At 36.9% G+C, this 18,934-nt stretch carries 22 protein-coding genes; 14 read left to right on the plus strand and 8 right to left on the minus strand.

All coding sequences use genetic code 11. The annotated features are described in order from the left end of the window. The first annotated feature begins 80 nt into the window (after positions 1-80). Entirely contained in the window at positions 81-596 is a 516-nt protein-coding gene (locus O0955_RS03855) for a SixA phosphatase family protein (RefSeq protein ID WP_269426202.1), read from the plus strand. Here the strand turns inward: O0955_RS03855 and O0955_RS03860 are convergent. The 4 genes from O0955_RS03860 to porX form a co-directional block, all read right to left on the minus strand. After that, positions 591-1,268: a M15 family metallopeptidase gene (locus O0955_RS03860; RefSeq protein ID WP_269426203.1), complete on the minus strand. Its 678-nt coding sequence runs from the start codon at positions 1,266-1,268 to the stop codon at positions 591-593. The genes O0955_RS03855 and O0955_RS03860 overlap by 6 nt on opposite strands. Before the next feature lie 23 nt (positions 1,269-1,291). Next, positions 1,292-2,521 (minus strand): alanine dehydrogenase, encoded by a 1,230-nt coding sequence (locus tag O0955_RS03865; RefSeq protein ID WP_269426204.1) that lies wholly within the window; start codon positions 2,519-2,521, stop codon positions 1,292-1,294. Between the two features lie 96 nt (positions 2,522-2,617). Beyond that, positions 2,618-3,034, minus strand: coding sequence for a tRNA (adenosine(37)-N6)-threonylcarbamoyltransferase complex ATPase subunit type 1 TsaE (gene tsaE, locus O0955_RS03870; protein ID WP_269426205.1), 417 nt, complete (start codon positions 3,032-3,034; stop codon positions 2,618-2,620). A gap of 169 nt (positions 3,035-3,203) precedes the next feature. After that, positions 3,204-4,760, minus strand: a complete 1,557-nt coding sequence (gene porX, locus O0955_RS03875) for a T9SS response regulator signal transducer PorX (RefSeq protein ID WP_269426206.1) — start codon at positions 4,758-4,760, stop codon at positions 3,204-3,206. A gap of 111 nt (positions 4,761-4,871) precedes the next feature. Between porX and O0955_RS03880 the strand changes: the two genes are divergently transcribed. From O0955_RS03880 to O0955_RS03925, 10 genes are all read left to right on the plus strand, one after another. After that, positions 4,872-6,095 (plus strand): HD domain-containing protein, encoded by a 1,224-nt coding sequence (locus tag O0955_RS03880; protein WP_269426207.1) that lies wholly within the window; start codon positions 4,872-4,874, stop codon positions 6,093-6,095. A 122-nt stretch (positions 6,096-6,217) separates the two neighbouring features. Beyond that, complete coding sequence (gene lpxD / locus O0955_RS03885) at positions 6,218-7,294, plus strand: UDP-3-O-(3-hydroxymyristoyl)glucosamine N-acyltransferase (protein WP_269426208.1); 1,077 nt, start codon at positions 6,218-6,220, stop codon at positions 7,292-7,294. Further along, positions 7,284-8,696: a bifunctional UDP-3-O-[3-hydroxymyristoyl] N-acetylglucosamine deacetylase/3-hydroxyacyl-ACP dehydratase gene (locus O0955_RS03890; protein ID WP_269426209.1), complete on the plus strand. Its 1,413-nt coding sequence runs from the start codon at positions 7,284-7,286 to the stop codon at positions 8,694-8,696. The genes lpxD and O0955_RS03890 overlap by 11 nt, the downstream gene beginning before the upstream one ends. Then, the gene (gene lpxA, locus O0955_RS03895; protein WP_131538271.1) at positions 8,696-9,481 is read left to right on the plus strand and encodes an acyl-ACP--UDP-N-acetylglucosamine O-acyltransferase; all 786 of its coding nucleotides are present in this window, start codon (positions 8,696-8,698) and stop codon (positions 9,479-9,481) included. The genes O0955_RS03890 and lpxA overlap by 1 nt, the downstream gene beginning before the upstream one ends. Before the next feature lie 19 nt (positions 9,482-9,500). Then, positions 9,501-9,968 carry a GNAT family N-acetyltransferase gene (locus O0955_RS03900; RefSeq protein ID WP_269426210.1) on the plus strand — a complete coding sequence of 156 codons (468 nt, stop codon included), beginning with the start codon at positions 9,501-9,503 and terminating at the stop codon, positions 9,966-9,968. Between the two features lie 4 nt (positions 9,969-9,972). Beyond that, positions 9,973-10,587 carry an ABC transporter ATP-binding protein gene (locus tag O0955_RS03905; RefSeq protein WP_269426211.1) on the plus strand — a complete coding sequence of 205 codons (615 nt, stop codon included), beginning with the start codon at positions 9,973-9,975 and terminating at the stop codon, positions 10,585-10,587. Between the two features lie 350 nt (positions 10,588-10,937). Beyond that, positions 10,938-11,498 (plus strand): elongation factor P, encoded by a 561-nt coding sequence (gene efp / locus O0955_RS03910; RefSeq protein ID WP_269426212.1) that lies wholly within the window; start codon positions 10,938-10,940, stop codon positions 11,496-11,498. Between the two features lie 243 nt (positions 11,499-11,741). Then, on the plus strand, positions 11,742-12,302 hold the full coding sequence (gene efp / locus O0955_RS03915; protein ID WP_269426213.1) for an elongation factor P: 561 nt from the start codon (positions 11,742-11,744) through the stop codon (positions 12,300-12,302). A 170-nt stretch (positions 12,303-12,472) separates the two neighbouring features. Next, on the plus strand, positions 12,473-13,033 hold the full coding sequence (locus O0955_RS03920; RefSeq protein WP_269426214.1) for a 5-formyltetrahydrofolate cyclo-ligase: 561 nt from the start codon (positions 12,473-12,475) through the stop codon (positions 13,031-13,033). 7 nt (positions 13,034-13,040) lie between these two features. After that, a complete protein-coding gene (locus O0955_RS03925) occupies positions 13,041-13,199 on the plus strand; it encodes a hypothetical protein (RefSeq protein ID WP_269426215.1) in 159 nt (52 codons plus the stop codon). Between the two features lie 37 nt (positions 13,200-13,236). On the opposite strand, the gene O0955_RS03930 is transcribed toward O0955_RS03925, so the two are convergent. The 4 genes from O0955_RS03930 to O0955_RS03945 form a co-directional block, all read right to left on the minus strand. Continuing rightward, entirely contained in the window at positions 13,237-14,190 is a 954-nt protein-coding gene (locus O0955_RS03930; RefSeq protein WP_269426216.1) for a formimidoylglutamase, read from the minus strand. After that, positions 14,183-15,421, minus strand: a complete 1,239-nt coding sequence (gene hutI, locus O0955_RS03935; protein WP_269426217.1) for an imidazolonepropionase — start codon at positions 15,419-15,421, stop codon at positions 14,183-14,185. Before hutI ends, O0955_RS03930 begins: the two co-directional genes overlap by 8 nt. Before the next feature lie 63 nt (positions 15,422-15,484). Then, entirely contained in the window at positions 15,485-16,252 is a 768-nt protein-coding gene (locus O0955_RS03940) for an exodeoxyribonuclease III (protein WP_269426218.1), read from the minus strand. A 15-nt stretch (positions 16,253-16,267) separates the two neighbouring features. Further along, entirely contained in the window at positions 16,268-16,972 is a 705-nt protein-coding gene (locus tag O0955_RS03945; RefSeq protein WP_269426219.1) for a peptidylprolyl isomerase, read from the minus strand. Positions 16,973-17,065: 93 nt separating this feature from the next. Between O0955_RS03945 and O0955_RS03950 the strand changes: the two genes are divergently transcribed. The 3 genes from O0955_RS03950 (at position 17,066) to O0955_RS03960 (ending at position 18,929) form a co-directional block, all read left to right on the plus strand. Next, a complete protein-coding gene (locus O0955_RS03950; RefSeq protein ID WP_269426220.1) occupies positions 17,066-17,467 on the plus strand; it encodes an HYC_CC_PP family protein in 402 nt (133 codons plus the stop codon). Positions 17,468-17,577: 110 nt separating this feature from the next. Then, positions 17,578-18,114: a heavy-metal-associated domain-containing protein gene (locus tag O0955_RS03955; protein WP_269426221.1), complete on the plus strand. Its 537-nt coding sequence runs from the start codon at positions 17,578-17,580 to the stop codon at positions 18,112-18,114. Then, a complete protein-coding gene (locus O0955_RS03960) occupies positions 18,114-18,929 on the plus strand; it encodes a hypothetical protein (RefSeq protein WP_269426222.1) in 816 nt (271 codons plus the stop codon). Before O0955_RS03955 ends, O0955_RS03960 begins: the two co-directional genes overlap by 1 nt. The last annotated feature ends 5 nt before the right edge of the window (positions 18,930-18,934 follow it).

Consider the following 18,934-nt stretch of genomic DNA (forward strand, 5'->3'; position numbering starts at 1 on the left):
TTCAATATTTATACCATGAAGTCATTAGAAAACATTGCTTCTGATAGCTTCGCTACCATTGAAAATCAAATTATATTCCCATGAAAAAGCTTTTATTATTCCTTTCGATCACGCTCCTGTTTACTCGGTTTACAATTGCACAAACAACCGAAGTTTGGATTGTAAGACATGCTGAAAAGGATAAAACGAATCCCTCTGATAAAAATCCGGGTTTATCTGAAGAAGGAAAAATAAGGGCCGGTGATTTAAATACTTTCCTGAAAAAAGAAAAATTGGATGCCGCTTTCAGTACTCCATTTAACAGAACACATCAAACTTTAGATTCTTTAATTGCTAAAAATAAAATAACCGTAACGGATTATAATGTAACAGAGCCAAAGGATTTGGTTGAAAACATCAAAAAGAATTTTGCTGGCAAAACCGTTATTGTAGCAGGTCATTCGAATACCGTTTTAGAACTTATTGAAGCCTTTGGTGGCAAAAGACCAAAAGAAGAATTAACCGATGATGATTATGACTATATCTTTCATCTAACTTTAAAAGGAGACAAAGCAAGGGTTAAGATGGATCAGTATGGCAGACCGCATCATTTATAATTTTTCAAATGGAATATCCATTAAATTATAATTCTGCCAGCCATTAAAATCAAAATGCCACCATTCATTAGACAGCACTTTGAAGCCATGTTTTTGCATTGCTGTGATTAAAAAATTCCGGTTCCTTTTTAGTTCAGGACTTACATTTTCGTAATTAGCTGCTGCTGCTGCCGCAAAGCTGTCGTATGAGGTGGGCATAGCAATTTCTTCGCCTGTTTTTAGGTTAATCAGAGTTAAATCGACTGCACAGCCGCGGTTGTGTTTCGAGCCCTTATTTGGGTTTGCCACAAAATTTTTATCGCTTGCCTTTTTATAAAAGGCTACTGTAATGGCATAAGGACGGTAGCCATCAAAAATTTTCAAGCCATACCCTTTTTTATTTAAATCTCTCTGAATTCTTTTTAAGGATTCTACAACTGGTTTCCTGGCAAAAGCCCTCGCCTGATTATACATTACCTGTTGCATAAAATTATCATTGGTCGCGTAACGAATATCCAATTTTATATCGGGAATAGACTTCGTAATTTCCACCAACTCATTGTTGGGGTTGGTTTTAACAGAGGCTAAATATTGATTATAAGAACTTACAACAACAAGTTTTTGAATAGGCTTAGGTCGCCCCTGTGCAAAGGTTATTATTGGAAAGAACAGTGTAAGCAGCAAGATTTTCATAAAAGAAAAAGAATATACGCCCATTATTGATTTGATACGACTAACAATTCCAAGTCTTTAAAGGGCAGGTTAAACATATCAGCAAGGTCTTTATTGGTTACGTTGCCCTGGTAAATGTATAAAGCCTCCCGAATCCCCGGATTATTCCAGATCATATTTACTAAACCTCCTGAATCGCCGATTTCCAATAATATTGGAGCAAAGATATTTGTAAGTGCGTAAGATGCCGTTCTGGGAACCCTTGAAGCAATATTAGGTACACAATAATGAATTACATCGTACTTTCTAAAAACCGGATTGGTATGGTTCGTTACCTCGGAGGTTTCAAAACATCCACCCTGATCAATGCTTACATCAATCACAACAGAATGTGGTTTCATTCGGGCAACCGTTTCTTCCATTACAATACAAGGACTTCTGCCATGGCTTGCTCTAATGGCTCCAATCACCACATCGCAGGTTACTATTGCTTTATTTAAAACAATGGGCTGCATAACAGAAGTAAACACCCGGCTATTGCCTAAATTATTTTGTAATCTGCGTAAGCGATAAATAGAACTATCAAAAACTTTAACCTCTGCACCTAAAGCAAGCGCTGTTCTGGCGGCATATTCGCCTACTGTTCCGGCACCTAAAATTACGATTTCGGTTGGCGGCACTCCGGTAAATCCGCCAAGCATTAAGCCTTTTCCTCCGGTTACATTACTCAGGTATTCAGCCGCAATTAATATGGATGTTGAACCCACAATTTCACTCATTGCCCTCACTACACTCAATACATTGCCTTCATCCCGCAAGTGCTCAAAACATAAAGCATTAATTTTTTTATGCATCAGCGCCTTCAGGTAATCCTGTTTTAAGGTTCCGGTTTGTAAAGAAGAAATTAAGGTTTGCCCCTTATGCATCATGGCAATTTCTTCGAGCATAGGCGGCGCAATTTTAACCAGGATATCGGAATCAAAAACTTCCTTTTTATCGTAGGCAATTTTAGCCCCCTGTTCGGCATATTCGCTATCCGTAAAATTAGCAGCAATGCCAGCTCCGCTTTCCAATATAACCCGGTGTCCGTTATTAACCAATAGCGCTACAGATAAAGGCGTTAGTGCAATCCGGTTTTCCTGAAAAGAAATTTCTTTAGGGATACCTATATTAAGATGATTTTTTTTGTTTTTGGTTTCCAGTGTCGCTTCCTGAGTTTGAAGTAAACCCTGACGAGCTATATCGGCCATTCCTTCTCTTAATCCTGTAGCCATGATTGAGTAATGTTCTTTTAGTTTTTAGGTTGATGAAGATACGGAAATTCTCCTAAAATTTGGATAACTAAATAGCAATCAACCTAATGTTAACAATTAAATTGACGAAAAGACGATAGTCCTGTGACTTTCATCAATAATTGCAATTTGTATTTTAATAAAATGATCAGTCAATAACTCTTCTACCCTTTCCGGCCATTCGATTAAGCAAATTCCATTGCCATAAAAATATTCTTCATAACCTAAATCGTAGGCTTCCTGAATATCCTTTATTCTGTAAAAATCAAAATGGTATACCGGGCCATCAGCGCCTTCGTATTCATTTACAATTGAATATGTCGGGCTCGAAACTACCTCCTTTACCCCCAAAACTTCACAAAAAGCTTTTATAAATGTGGTTTTGCCGGCCCCCATGTCACCCTCAAAGATGAATGTCTTTTGATTGCCTGCAAAATTTAAGAGTTGACGTGCAACTTTTGGTAAATCTGCCAGGCTTTTAACTTCTAGTTTCATTTAAAAAAATATTCACAAAAATAAAAAAGTTAACCACGGAAATAATAGAAAAGACTTTTTAATTCCATATTACTCCATGCTTCGCTGGCAAATTAATTAGCTGGCAAAAGAAAAACACAGATTAAAATTTTAATCTGTGTTCATCTGTAAAATATGTGGTTAAATAAGCCTAGTTTCTCGGCGAATAGGTTACTACCGGAATAATCATTTCTTCCAGCGAAATTCCTCCATGCTGAAAGGTTTCGTTATAATAATTTACAAATTGATTGTAATTGTTCGGGTAAACGAAATAACTATCTTCCCTTGCAAAAATATAACTGCTGCTGATGTTAATTTTTGGCAACAAGGCATCATGTGGGTTTTTAATCAGGAAAACGTCTTTAGCATTAAAATTCAGATTCCGGCCTTGTTTATACCTCAAATTGGTATTCGTACTTCTATCTCCAATTACCTTAACCGGCTTTTTAACACGAATGGTTCCGTGATCTGTAGTGATAATTACTTTAACTTTTTTCTGAGAGATTTTCTTCAATAAATCGAATAAAGGAGAATGTTCAAACCATGATAAAGTTAACGAACGGTAAGCGGCGTCATCATTGGCCAGCTCCCGAATCATTTGCATATCCGTACGGGCATGACTCAGCATATCAACAAAGTTGAAAACAATTGCATTAAAATCATTTTTTAGCAGGTTATTAGTTTGATCAACCAAATCTTTACCCTGCTCAAAGGTTAAAATTTTATTATAACTGAACTTACAATCTTTTCTCAGGCTACGCTTAATATTATCAGCCAGAAAAGCTTCTTCGTGCATATTTTTTCCACCTTCATCATCGTCATTTTGCCACAAGCCTGGGAAACGTTTCTCCATATCCAAAGGCATCAAACCAGAAAAAATTGCATTACGGGCATATTGTGTTGCCGTAGGCAAAATACTGGTATACATATCCTCTTCATCAATACGGAAATACTCGGAAATTAATGGGTTTATAATTTTCCACTGATCATAGCGCAGATTATCAATCAAAATAAAAAACACTGGCGTCGTTTCATTAATATGCGGAAATGCTTTTTTCTTTAATAGCTCATTAGAAAGCAACGGCGCCTTATCTTTTTCCTTAATCCAATTTAAATAATGCTCTTCAATAAATTTAGAAAACTGTGTATTGGCCTCTTGTTTTTGCATGGTTAAAATCTCATGCATTTGTGGATCATCTAACTTTTCAAGCTCCAGCTCCCAGAAAACAATTTTTTTATAAACCTCAACCCACTCTTCATAACTCAGCTTATCGCCTAGGGTCATACCCAAACGTCTAAAATCCTGCTGATAAGCCATAGACGTTTTTTCACTTACCAAACGTTTATTATCAATCAGTTTTTTAATGGTCAATAAAACCTGTTTTGGGTTTACAGGCTTAATCAGGTAGTCATCAATTTTGCTCCCAATAGCATCTTCCATCAAATTCTCTTCCTCGCTTTTGGTAATCAAAACCACGGGAACGTCGGGATTTAAGTTTTTAATAGCAGAAAGCGTTTCAATACCACTCATTCCCGGCATATTTTCATCTAAAAAAACAAGATCAAAATGTGTTTTGCCAAAGGCTTCGAGCGCATCATTACCGTTAGTAAAAGTGGTTACGTTGTAACCTTTATCATTCAGTAATAATATATGAGGTTTTAACAGGTCGATTTCATCATCAGCCCATAAAATTTTAGTTTCTTGCATGTTTTTGTAAAAATAGGTGATTATTGCCGTTATATATTTACAGGCAAATCAAAGTATAAATAAAAATAGCAATTTTTGTACCGTATCTGTCTATTTAACTATTTTTAACGATTGAATAAGAAGAAAATAATAAATGATCCGGTTTACGGATTCATAAGCATTCCGTCTGAATTGGTTTACGATGTAATCTCACATCCGTATTTTCAGCGTTTGCGCTATATTAAGCAGCTGGGCATGACTCATCTGGTTTATCCGGGTGCGCTGCATACGCGTTTTCATCACGCCTTGGGGGCTATGCATTTGATGGGACTGGCTTTAGAAATATTAAGAAGCAAAGGCCATTCCATAACTGCCGGAGAAGAAGAAGCAGCCATTTTAGCCATTTTACTACACGACATCGGTCATGGTCCTTTTTCGCATGCACTTGAACATTCTTTAGTTACCGGTATAAAACACGAAGACATTTCTGCCAGACTGATGCAGGAGTTGAATGAGCATTTTGGAGGAAGATTAACCCATGCGATTGAAGTTTTTAATGGCACCTATCCTAAAAAGTTTCTTCATCAGTTAATTTCCGGTCAGTTGGATTTGGACAGAATGGACTATTTAAACCGGGACAGCTTTTTTACCGGAGTAAGCGAAGGGGTAATCAGTTTCGACAGAATCATTAAGATGTTTAATGTATACGATGATGATTTGGTTATTGAAGAAAAAGGAATTTACTCCATCGAAAAATTTTTAATTGCCCGCAGATTGATGTATTGGCAGGTTTACCTTCATAAAACGGTAATTTCAGGAGAAATGCTGTTGGTTAAACTTCTTGAAAGAGCTAAACAATTATCAGTTGGCGGCGAAGACCTTTTTGCTTCCCCATCTTTAAATCATTTCCTCAAAAACAATATTAACGAAGACGATTTCTTTAAAGATCAGATTCATTTAGAGCATTTTACTAATTTAGATGATCAGGATATTTACGCCGCAGTAAAAGTTTGGGTTAAACATCCGGATAAGATTTTATCTACGCTGTGCCGAATGCTGACTTCAAGAAACTTATACAAGGTAGAGATGGGAAATGAAATGGCTGATGAGGACCGGATTCAGTTTTTGCAAAATGCAGCTGTTAATTTGCTTGAGATTCGTCCGGAAGAAGCCCGTTATTTCGTCTTTACCGAGTCGATTAAAAACAGAGCTTACAATGCCGGAGTTGGAAATATTAAAATTTTAATGAAAAATAACGATATTGTAGATATTGCAAAAGCTTCGGACTTATCCAATCTGGAATCGCTGCAAAAAACGGTAGAGAAATACATTCTTTGCTACCCTAGAGGGATTTAAGCCTTTTTAACAAAATATTTAACTTTAACTGCCGTTTTTAGTCTTATTATTGTGTAAAATATACACTTATTAACCTTAACAGGTTTTTTTGTTCATATCAATTTAACATTTACCTTTGTACGATGCAATTTACTGCCAAGCAGATAAGCGAGTTTTTGAATGGTTCCATTGATGGCAACCCGGATGTAGCTGTAACAGAACTCTCTAAGATAGAAGATGGGAAAGAAGGCTCTTTGTCTTTTCTTTCCAATCCTAAATATGAAAACTTCCTGTACTCTACGCAGGCATCTGTTGTTATTGTATCTAAGGATTTTAGCCCAACTCAGGAATATACAAGTACATTAATACGTGTTGATAATCCTTATAGTTCTTTTACCATTTTACTGGATAAATATAATGAAGCTATAAATGCTCAGACAGAACAATCGGGTATTGATAAACTGGCTTATGTAGATCCAACGGCTAAGATTGGCAAAAATGTATTTATTGGTGCTTTTTCTTACATTGCTGAAAACGTTGAAATTGCGGACGGAACCAAGATAAAAACACAAATTTTTATTGGTGCTAATTCTAAAATTGGTGGTAACTGTACTTTTTTCCCGGGTGTTAAAATTTATCACAATTCCATCATAGGAGATCGGGTGGTTATCCATTCTAACACCGTAATTGGCAGCGATGGTTTTGGCTTTGCTCCACAAAAAGATGGCACTTACAATAAAATACCTCAAATCGGTAATGTAATTATTGAAGATGATGTTGAAATTGGTGCCAATACAACGGTTGACAGGGCAACAATGGGCTCTACAACCATTAAAAAAGGTGCAAAAATTGATAACCTGATTCAAATTGCACATAATGCCGAAATTGGCGAAAACACAGTTTTAGCTGCTCAATCTGGCGTATCCGGAAGTACAAAAATTGGTGCAAATAGTGTAATTGGTGGCCAGGTAGGTATTGCGGGGCATTTAACCTTAGCAAAAGGCACTCAAATTGGTGCCCAGGCCGGAATTAATTTTAATATAACAGAAGAAAATAAACAATGGCACGGTAGCCCTGCCCAACCTTTACGTAACTGGATGCGTGCCTCAGTAATTTTTAAACATCTGCCGGATGTAGAAAAAAGAATCAACGCACTTGAGGAAGAACTCAAAAAACTTACATCCGAGTTGGAAAAGAATACAATACACAATGAACGTTAGACAAAGAACGATTAAAAAAGAAACATCTGTATCCGGAGTTGGTTTACATACCGGGGCAAATGTTACCCTTACCTTTTGCCCGGCGCCAGAGAATCATGGCTTTAAATTTCAGCGTATTGATCTTGATGGGCATCCCATTATAGAGGCTGATGCGGATAACGTAACCGATACTTCACGCGGAACTACAATTACTCAAAATGGTGCCAGCGTAAGTACCGTAGAGCACGTTATGGCTTCATTAGTAGGTATGGACCTTGACAACGTTTTAATTAAGCTTGATGGTCCTGAAACACCAATTATGGATGGAAGCTCTATTCAGTTTATTGATTTACTGGAAGAAGTTGGCACTATTGAGCAAAACACCGACCGCGAGTATTTCACCATTCCACACAACATTACCTATACCGAAGCAGATAGAAAAGTAGAAATCGTGGCCATGCCATTAGATGACTATCGTTTTACCTGCATGATCGATTATAATTCTCCTGTTTTGGGCAGTCAGCACGCTGGCATCAGCACCATTGCGGAGTTTAAAAAGGAAATTGCTTCCTGCCGCACATTCTGTTTCTTACACGAACTGGAATATCAGTTGCAACACAACTTAATTAAAGGCGGCGATTTAAATAATGCCATTGTTATTGTTGATAAAGAAGTAACCAAAGATGAGTTAAACCATCTTGCAAAATTATTTAACCGTGCCGATATTGATGTAGCTCCACAGGGTATATTAAACAACATGGAGTTGCGCTACCAAAATGAACCTGCCCGTCATAAACTACTGGATATGATTGGTGATTTAGCTTTGGTGGGTATGCACCTTAAAGGCCATATCATGGCTGCACGCCCGGGCCATGCGGCAAATGTTGCTTTTGCTAAAAAGATAAAAGCAGCAATTAAAAAAGAAAAAAACAAAAAAATACAAAAAGTGTACGATCCAAGCGCAAAACCATTGTACGACGTTGTTCAGATTATGGACATTTTGCCGCATCGTCAGCCATTTTTATTTGTAGATAAAATTTTAGAACTCTCAAAAAATCACGTAGTGGGCGTTAAAAACGTAACCATGAACGAAGAGTTTTTTAAGGGCCATTTCCCTGGTGCTCCGGTTTTTCCCGGGGTTATCCAAATAGAAGCCATGGCACAGGTAGGCGGAATTTTAGTTTTAAGTACCGTACCTGATCCAAGAAATTATTTAACTTACTTTTTAAAAATAGACAACGTACGATTCAGAGCTCAGGTACTTCCCGGAGATACCATTGTTTTCCGTTGCGATTTATTAGAACCAATTAGAAGAGGTATTGCACAAATGAAAGGCGTGGGTATGGTTGGCGAAAAGATTGTTGTAGAGGCCGAAATGATGGCCCAAATTTCTAAAATAAAACAAACAGAACCTGCACAATAATGATACAACCATTAGCATATATACATCCTCAGGCCAAAATTGCCGAAAACGTAGTAATTGAGCCCTTTGTTGTAATACACAAAGATGTTGAGATTGGCGAGGGCACATGGATTGGTTCTAACGTAACCATTATGGATGGCGCACGTATTGGTAAAAATTGCCGTATTTTTCCTGGCGCTGTGATTTCCGGCGAACCGCAGGATTTAAAATTTGCAGGTGAAGTAACTACAGCCGAAATTGGCGACAATACCACCATCAGAGAGTGTGTAACCATTAATCGTGGTACAAAAGATAAATGGAAAACAACAATTGGAAGCAACTGTTTAATTCAGGCGTATTCTCACATTGCGCACGATTGTGAAGTAGGCAATAATTGTATTTTCTCAAACAGCACAACCTTAGCCGGGCACATCACTATTGGTAATAATGTGGTTTTGGCAGGTTTGGTTGCTATCCATCAGTTCGTTAAAGTAGGTTCTTATGCTTTTGTAACCGGTGGTTCATTGGTTCGTAAAGATGTCCCTCCTTATGTTAAAGCCGCCCGCGAGCCCCTTTCTTATGCAGGGATTAACTCGGTAGGTTTACGCAGAAGAGGCTTTACAAACGAGCAGATTGACGAAATTCAGGAGATTTACCGTGTCCTTTTTGTAAAACACAACAATGTAACCAAAGCTTTGGATATGATTGAGGCCGAATTTAAGCCAACTGAAATTCGGGATGAAATTGTAGATTTTATCCGCAATTCAAACCGTGGCGTAATGAAGGGCTTTGGCATGGGCAGCTAATCCCTAAACTTTTATATTCATGAGCACTGTAACGCTAATCAGAACGGATTCAAATCATCCTGGCTTTAAAGACCTCGTTGTTTTGCTGGATAAAGATTTAAGCATTAGAGATGGCGAAGAACATGCTTTTTATGCACAGTTTAATAAGATAGACACCATAAAAGAAGTTGTTGTTGCTTATAAAAATGACATTCCGGTTGGCTGCGGCGCAATTAAACCTTTCTCGGAAACAACTGCTGAAGTTAAACGTATGTTTGTTCACCCTGATCACAGAAATAAGGGCATTGCAGCCATTGTATTAAACGAATTGGAAAGCTGGGCATTATCGCTTGGCTTTACGAGCTGTGTTTTAGAAACGGGTAAAAAACAACCGGAAGCAATTGGCTTGTACCAAAAAACAGGTTATAAAATCGTTCCTAACTACGGGCAATATATTGGTGTTGAGAACAGTGTTTGCATGTCTAAAACACTAAATGCCAAATCTTAACTTTATGAAGATCAGCCTGAATAATGTTGGCAGAAGATTTAATAAAGAGTGGATCTTTAAAAATCTGAGCACAGAATTCGTGACCGGAAAAAGTTATGCCATTTTAGGCCCAAACGGTTCAGGTAAATCTACTTTATTAAGTGTATTAACAGGAAGTTTAACCCCTTCAGAGGGCGAAATTACTTATCAGGCAGAAGAGAATATTCCTGTTGAAGATATTTATCAGCACATTAGCCTTGCAGCACCCTACCTTGAACTGGTTGAAACATTTACCCTAAAAGAAATCATTGATTTTCATTTTAAGTTTAAAAATTTTGCTGCCGGCGTAAATGCAAAGGAATTAATTGCCATACTGGGTTTAGAAAAATCTGCGAACAAGGAAATCAAGTATTTTTCATCAGGAATGAAGCAAAGAACCAAACTTGCTCTTGCCTGTTGCGCCAACACCCCAATTTTATTTTTAGATGAACCAACCAGCAATTTAGACGTTCAGGGTGTAAATTGGTACCTGGAGCTCATTGAAAATTTTGCAAAAGACAGGTTAACAATAATTGGTTCAAATCAAATTCAGGAATACGATTTCTGCACAGAACAGCTTCAAATAGCTGATTATAAGTAAATTAAATAAAAAATCTCTCTTCTTCTAAACGTCTATTTTGTCATACATTTGTATTATAAACAAATTTTTAAAAATTTATTTTGTATTTAAAAAATAGTTCTTACCTTTGCACCACCAAAAAGAGAAACAATTAATTAATTCTCTTCGGGGAAACGAATTTATTTCTGCACTGCAGAATCAAAGATATAGCCGTAAAAGGCAAAAAATTTTTCATAGTTTAGTTTGAGGTTTAGGTTGATTATGCCTTTGGAGTGGTTCCCAAAGGCATTTCTTTTATATAAGCTTTTTTGTTAATTTTTTTACCTTTGCCTTTCAAAAATCAGATCGAAAAAGATTATTTCTAACAAAACATGGCAAAAGCATCAGAAGTAAAAAGCGGAAATGTTCTTCGTTTTAACGGAGAGTTGGTCAGTGTAGAAGAGTATATCCACCGCACGCCTGGAAATTTAAGAGCCTTTTATCAGGCCCGCATGAGAAATGTGAAAACAGGCAAAATTGTCGAGTATCGTTTCCGTACAGATGAAGAGGTTACCATTTGCCGCGTTGAAACAAATGACTATCAGTACTTATATGAAGATGGTGATTATCTAGTGGTGATGGACAATAACACTTTTGAGCAATACAATATTCCTAAACTCCTTTTCGGCTCCGCAGTAAAATTTCTTAAAGAAGGCATGAATGTAACCATCGCCTTTGAAAGCGAGGAGCCGATTGTTGCGCAATTGCCCAACAGCGTTGAACTGGAAATTACCTATACAGAACCTGCTGTTAAAGGCGATACCTCAACCAGTGCGCAAAAATATGCTACTGTTGAAACAGGTGCCGAAATCAGGGTGCCCTTATTTATTAACCAGGGCGATAAAGTTAAGGTGGATACAAAAACCGGCGACTACATGGAACGTGTAAAATAAAAATTAAAAATCATTGATATTCCTTGTCATTCTGAACGTAGTGAAGAATCTCCAGAATTGTTGCAAAAAGAAACAACATGGCTTTCCAAATCCTTATAAACAGGCTATAAAAGTAAAAATCGATTCAAATTTATATTCTGCGTAACCTTCAAAAATCGTAGTGCTTTTTTATTAAAATAGTTTTTACCTTTGCCATCACGAAAAATAAAGAACTATAAAAAATCCAATTCAGGATAACACAATATGGCAAAAGCATCAGAAATAAAAAATGGCAACATCCTGCGTATAAACGGGGAATTGGTTACTGTTGACGAATGGAATCACCGCACACCGGGTAAAGGTGGCGCATTTTACACTGGTAAATTTCGTAACATTAAATCAGGCAGAATTGTTGAGGCTCGTATGAACACCGATGAAGCTGTAGAAATCTGCAGAGTAGAAACCAACGATTATCAATATTTATACGAAGAAGGCGACTATTTAGTGGTGATGGACAACAACACCTACGAGCAGTTTAATGTCGATAAAGCTTTATTTGGTTCGGCTATTAAGTTTTTAAAAGAAGGCATGAATGTTTTAGTTTCCTTAGAAAGCGAAGAAGCTATTATGGCTCAATTACCAAACTTTGCTGAATTCGAAATTACTTATTCAGAACCTGCTGTTAAAGGCGATACTTCTACCAACGCATTAAAAGCGGCCACACTTGAAAATGGTGTTGAGGTAAAAGTTCCAATGTTCGTTAATCAGGGCGATAAAATTAAAATCGATACCCGCACAGGTGACTATGTAGAGCGTGTAAAATAATATTCTTTAACTAAGATTAAGCCTTTGAATTAACTTTCAGAGGCTTTTTTTATTTATTTTTTTCGATCCAAACGGAGTTTCGGATTTTCTCAATAAAAAATTTCTTGATTTTCGTGTTTTCCGTGACAATAATTCTCCTTTTTTGAAAGCAAAACATAAATTTGAGTTCTATGTTAAAAGCAGAAATCAGAAAACAAGCTTTAAAAGAAAGATTATCTTTAAGTGATGAAGATTACAATCGCTTATGTAATCAGCTGTTAAATCAATTTAAAACCCTGGATTTCGACAAAATTAAAACGCTACATATCTTTTTACCAATAATTGAGAAAAGGGAGCCAAATACCTTTGCCTTGATTGAATGGCTGCAGCAAAATTATCCTCAAATTAAAATCATTGTACCAAGAGCCGATTTTGAAACTTCTTTACTAACAAATCATGAATACATTGACTTTGATGATTTAAAGAAAAATCTTTACAACATTTTAGAACCGCAAAAAGGAAATGTTCATAACGGCGAAATAGACATGGTGATTATTCCTTTATTAGCGTTTGATAAGCGTGGTTACCGGGTTGGCTATGGAAAGGGTTTTTACGACCGGTTTTTACAAAATGTAAATGCTCAAAAAATAGGCTTATCTTTGAGCCCGGCAACAGACAAAATAGATGATGTTCATGAAAATGACATTCGTTTAGATTTTTGCCTTACGCCAACAGAAATAATTGCATTTTAACACAGTCATGGAAAAAGAAATCGTCATTAAAACCGAAAAACAATACGAAGACAATATGATTGCGGTTTTCGAGCTACAGGAAAAAGAGGAATTAACCGCTGAAGACTTAAAGCAAATTGAACTGATGTTAAAAGCCGGCGAAAAATACGAAGCGGAGCATTTGTAAGCTATTTCTATTAATAACTCTATAGTAAGCCCTGAATTTATTGCGCCTTCATAAAATCACTGACCAAATAAGCAATCAGTTTAGAAGTTAATTTATCTACCCGCCCATCCAGCATTCTCGATGCGCCTTCTGTTAAGTGCAGATAAGTATATTTTTTATTTCCGGCCAATATCAATTTCCGAATGTCGTTTACAGCAAATCCCGAAGGCGTTTCGGCACTTGAAAGCACATTTTGAATACAATCTAAATCGATCTCTAAACCTGGATGTTCGCTTAAGCCAGCCAATAAATCCTGATAATCCACCCCTTTTAAAACATCATCAAAAAATACGGCCTTTAATTTTGGGTTTTCTTCAATCTGATTTAAAATGGCTTCGTTGTTATAATTTTGATGTAAGCCAAAAATGCTGTACCTATTTAAAAATCCGTCATTTAATGCGTAAGAAAATCCATTACCACTGTGCCTGCCCTCAAGCGTTCGTAAATCAGCGTGTGCATCAATATTGAGCACATCAATTGGTTTTTTTAAAGCAATGGAAGCGCCTTTAATAATTGGATAAGCATTATTATGCCCGCCACCAATTATAATGGGAACTTTTCCTGCAGCAACAATTTTTTCTATAACAGGATAAACCAGGTCATCAATTTCCGATACTTTATCTCTTAAGCCCTCAACAGATCCCTCTTTAGGCTCTTCTATTTCAAAATGACCTAAAACCAAAAGTTCATCACCGCGAAGAAATTTATTGCTTTGAATATTTAAAATGGCAACCAACCCGGGTTTCCAGGTTGATGCTGCCCCGGCAATGCCATAATTTGCCCTTACTCCAATATCTTCAGGAATGCCCAATAAAACAAATTTAGCAGCGGAAGATTTCATTTCATCCAGCGATTTTACCACCTGTACTTTTTCAGCAAGCTTAACCTCTCCCGCTCTGCGAATAAGAAGTTTATCGATATCTTCCTGCTTATAGAGTTTAAAACTATCCATTGTAAATTTTCCCGTTTAAAATAACAGTTTCTATTTGGGGCTGTCCGAAACTATAAGGCAAGTAAGCCACAGATGACATGGGTTTGGTTATAAATAAATTTGCCTTTTTGCCAATGGCAATGCTTCCAAAATCTTCGCTAATCTCCATTGCTGCTGCACCGTTTATTGTAGCTGCATTTATAGCCTGCTCAGGCAATATTTTCATTTTTATACAAGCTAATGAAACTACAAAATTCATATTTCCTGACGGCGTTGATCCCGGGTTGTAATCTGTGGCCAAAGCAACAGGTAAATCTGCTGCAATTAGCCCTTTTGCATTTGCAAACGGAATCCCCAGGTAAAACGAGCATGAAGGCAATAAGGTTACAATGGTATCAGAGTTTTTTAAACTATTAATTACATTTTCATCTGTTTCTTCAAGATGATCTACTGAAACTGCATCATTTTTTACTCCAACTTCCACTCCTCCTGAAACAGACAATTGATTTGCATGAATTTTAGGTTTAAGGCCATATTTTGCCCCAGCCTGTAAGATAAGATCAGTTTCTTCAACAGAGAAGAAACCTTTTTCACAAAAAACATCTATATAATCGGCAAGTTTTCCGGCAGCAATTTGGGGTAACATTTCATTAATAATTAAATCAATGTAGCCCTGATGATTTTCTTTGTATTCAGCTGGATAAGCATGGGCGGCTAAAAATGTCGCCTTAACCGGAATAGGAAACTGTTGCTTTAAGCGGCGGATAACCCTCAACATTTTCAACTCGCTCTCGACAGTTAAACCATAACCGCTTTTAATTTCAATGGCCCCGGTTCCCATCATAATCATTTGTTGTAAACGATTAGATGCACGCTTAAATAATTCGTCTTCTGTTGCTTGCTGCAATTTACGGGCAGAATTTAAAATCCCGCCACCAGCAGCAGCAATTTCTTCGTAGCTTTTGCCTTCAATTTTCATGGCAAACTCTTCTTCGCGTGAGGCTGCAAAAACAATATGGGTATGGCTATCGCACCAGGAAGGGAAAACGTATTTCTCCTGTACATCAATGGTAGGAAGGCTGGAAACAGCAGGCGGCATTTCGTCCATGCGTCCAAAATCTTTAATTAAATCGTTTTCGATTAAAAGCCAGGCGTTTTCTAAAACAGGTAAACTGGCCATTTCATTTCCACGAATAACCAGTTTATCTTTAGGATGTAAGCCAACAAGGCCTTTAATATTTACGATTAGCATTTTTGGTCAGTTAATTGATCAACTGGTTAACCGATTTAAACAATTAACCTTTCTAATTAAATTTTATTCTAACTCCAATAAAACCGGACAATGGTCAGAATGTATGGCATCGGCTAAAATTCTAACATTTTTTAAACGGCTCTCCATTGGTTTTGTTGCCAGATGATAATCGATACGCCAGCCCAGGTTTTTACCTCTTGAACCAGCCCTGTAACTCCACCAGGTATAATGATGCGGATCTTTATTAAAATGACGGAAAGCATCTATAAAGCCATTTTCTAAAAATAACTGCATCCATTCCCGTTCTTCCGGTAAAAAACCTGAAGAATTTGCATTCGATTTCGGGTTATGGATATCTATTGGAGTATGGCAAATATTGTAATCGCCACTTACAATTAAATTTGGAATTTCTTTACGCAGCTCTCCGATATAATCATCAAAGAAACGCATAAACTCGTATTTCTTAACCTGTCTTTCGTCTCCGCTAGAGCCCGAAGGCATGTACAAGCTCATTAAAGAAAAATCATCAAAGTCAGCCCTCAATATTCTTCCTTCTTTATCTATCCATTCTTCTCCGCAACCATACTCTACATGATTGGGTTTTACTCTGGTTAAAATGGCTACACCACTATACCCCTTTTTTTCTGCAGGAAACCAGTAATGATGGTAACCCAATTGCTCAATTAAAGCAATAATTTCAGGAATTTGCACCGGTAAGGCTTTAACTTCCTGCAGGCAAATCATATCAGCATTTGTTGCTTGTAACCAGCCGAAAAAGTTTTTGGTACTTGCGGCACGAATGCCATTAACATTGTAAGAGATTATTTTCATTTAAATCATTCCGGCTTAAGATTTAATTAGGGTACCTTGCAAAAGCTGTTTTTCAAGCTTTTTAGCTTCTCTTTTTTTGAGTATTGTAATTTCCATTTTTACATCCTCTTTTGGTCTGTTGTTTTTATCCGTTGCCAAAACTGCAATTTTATCAACTACATCTAAACCGGCAACAATTTCGCCATAAACGGTATAATTCCGGTCAAGGTGCGGTGTTCCACCAATGGTTTTATAAACCTGTCTTTGCCAGTCGGGGATTTTAAATTTCAAGCGGTTTTGCTCCAGACTGTTCAATTGCTCATCTGTAAAAACCTTGCCCTGCACCAGATAAAACTGGCATCCGCTAGACTCTTTTCCAGGATTATTATCCCTTGCCGCAGCCAATACACCCTTTTTATGGAATAAGCTGTCCCGAAATTCAGCAGGAATTTTATACCCAACATCCCCATTACCTAAAAGTGAATCTGGTTTTACCGTTTTTGAATCGGGATCGCCACCTTGAATCATAAAGTCTTTAATTACCCTGTGAAATAGGGTTCCGTTATAAAAGCCTGATTTGGTTAGCTTAAGGAAATTATCCCTGTGCAAAGGCGTTTCGTTATATAATTTAACAATACATTCTCCGTATTGCGTTTTTATTCTGACATACTGATTTTTAGGTTTTACAGCAAAAGCAGAAAGCACAGAAAATGTGCATAAGAACAATAATAATCGCTTCATTTTAATTGTGTTTTGGCTAAATTAAATTAAAAAATGAAATTCAGTAAATAAATAGCATACTTATTAGCTATTTTTTCACATACCTTTGTATTAATGAAAGTTAAACAAAAAATAGCACTGTCTATGGCTGTATTTTATGCAGTTAGTGTTATTGGTTTGGCTGTGAGTTTGCATTTTTGTGGTGGAAAACTGGCTAATGTTCACTTCTTTAGCAGCGAAATTGCCTGTAAACTTTGCAAGGATATTCCGGTATCTAAAAAAGATGATGGCTGTTGCCAAAACACAGCCGTAAATGTTAAAGTAAAGGATAGCCACCAGAGTGAAGCGCAGTTGCAAATGCCCAAGTTGTTTTCAATCCAGCTTTTTTTACATCCTCCGGTTTTAAACTTTCTCCAAAACATTACCCCGCAATTTTTTAGTAAAATTGCAAACAAGACGCCGCCATTATCAACGCGGCTCTCCCTTCATATTTTCAATTGCATTTTTAGGAATTAGGATTGTCAGATCAATCCATTTCGCTGAATAAATCAGCAATGTTTTGCTATACCGCTGTGAATAAATCACTTGCGTTATTGGCTTAAAATTTAATTCTAATTTCAAAAATCATGAAAGCAATCAAAATACTTAGCATTTTTATGCTGTTCTTTGCCGTAAAAGTATCGGCGCAACAAATTTCTACAGCAGATTTACAAGTAACAGGTTTAACCTGTTCAATGTGTTCAAATGCTACTGAAAAATCATTGAAAACCCTCAATTTTATTGGTTCCATTAAAACTGATTTAAATAAAAACATCTTTGTTTTAACTTTTAAAAAAGGTGCAGATATCAATTTAGATCTGGTTCGTAAAAAAGTACAGGATGCTGGTTTTTCGGTAGGAAATCTAACGGCCAATTTCAATTTTAACCAGGTTAAAGTTGATGATAAGGGACAAGCCATTGTTGATGGAAATGTTTATCGTTTTGTAAATGCAAAAAATAAAACGCTAAACGGAATTGTAAAAGCAACTATTATTGATAAGGATTTTCTATCGGGTTCTCAATTTAAGAAACAAGCTTCCTCTGTTAATTCTGATGCCTATGCCAGCGGTACAGGTATTGTAAACGGTAAAAAAACCAGAATTTATCATTTAAGCATTTCTTAATGATGAAAAAATTATGCGTAATGGCGTTGATTATTACCGGCGCCTTTACAACCGCTTTTAGTCAGGAACTTTATGTTTTTACGGAGCCAGCAAGTAATATGCCTTCCAAATCAATTGGTGTTAGAATTACCAATGAGGGCATGTTTAATAATCCTGGTTTTGTAAGTCGTACCATTCCGGAAGTTATGATTGGGTTCAACAAAAATCTGATGATGCATGCCCAGGCTTTCCTGTCTGACATGGATGGAAACTACAGATTGGAAGGCGGAAGTTTATATGCCAAATACAGATTTATTTCTTTGGATGAAGCTCAAAGCCATTTCAGGGCTTCTGCATTTGGAAGAATCAGCACCAGCAAGCGACCAACCTACACAAAGGATATAAACCTGGAAGGCGATAATAGCGGGCTTCAGGGTGGTTTAATTTTTACACAACTGCTTCATAAGCTTGCGCTGTCTGCTACTTTGGGCTATGCTCATGCCTTTCAAAATAATGAAAGACAGGTAGTTGGTATGCCGCAGCCAAAGAACATGCTTTCGTATAGTTTATCCTCTGGTTATCTGGTTTTACCGGTGGTTTACAAAGATTATAAACAACCCAATTTTAATGTTTATCTTGAATTGCTGGGCAAAACCGATCCCCAAAGTGGAAAATCTTATTTGGATTTAGCGCCAGCAGTTCAAATGATTTTAAACAGCACAACCCGTATTGATTTAGGCTACCGCTTTCAGGCAGCCGGAAATTTAGAGGGACGATACACGAAAAACATGTACATGATCCGTGCTGAGTTTAACTTTTTTAATGTTTTAAAATAAAAATT

The organism is Pedobacter punctiformis (assembly GCF_027213715.1).
Taxonomy (GTDB): domain Bacteria; phylum Bacteroidota; class Bacteroidia; order Sphingobacteriales; family Sphingobacteriaceae; genus Pedobacter; species Pedobacter punctiformis.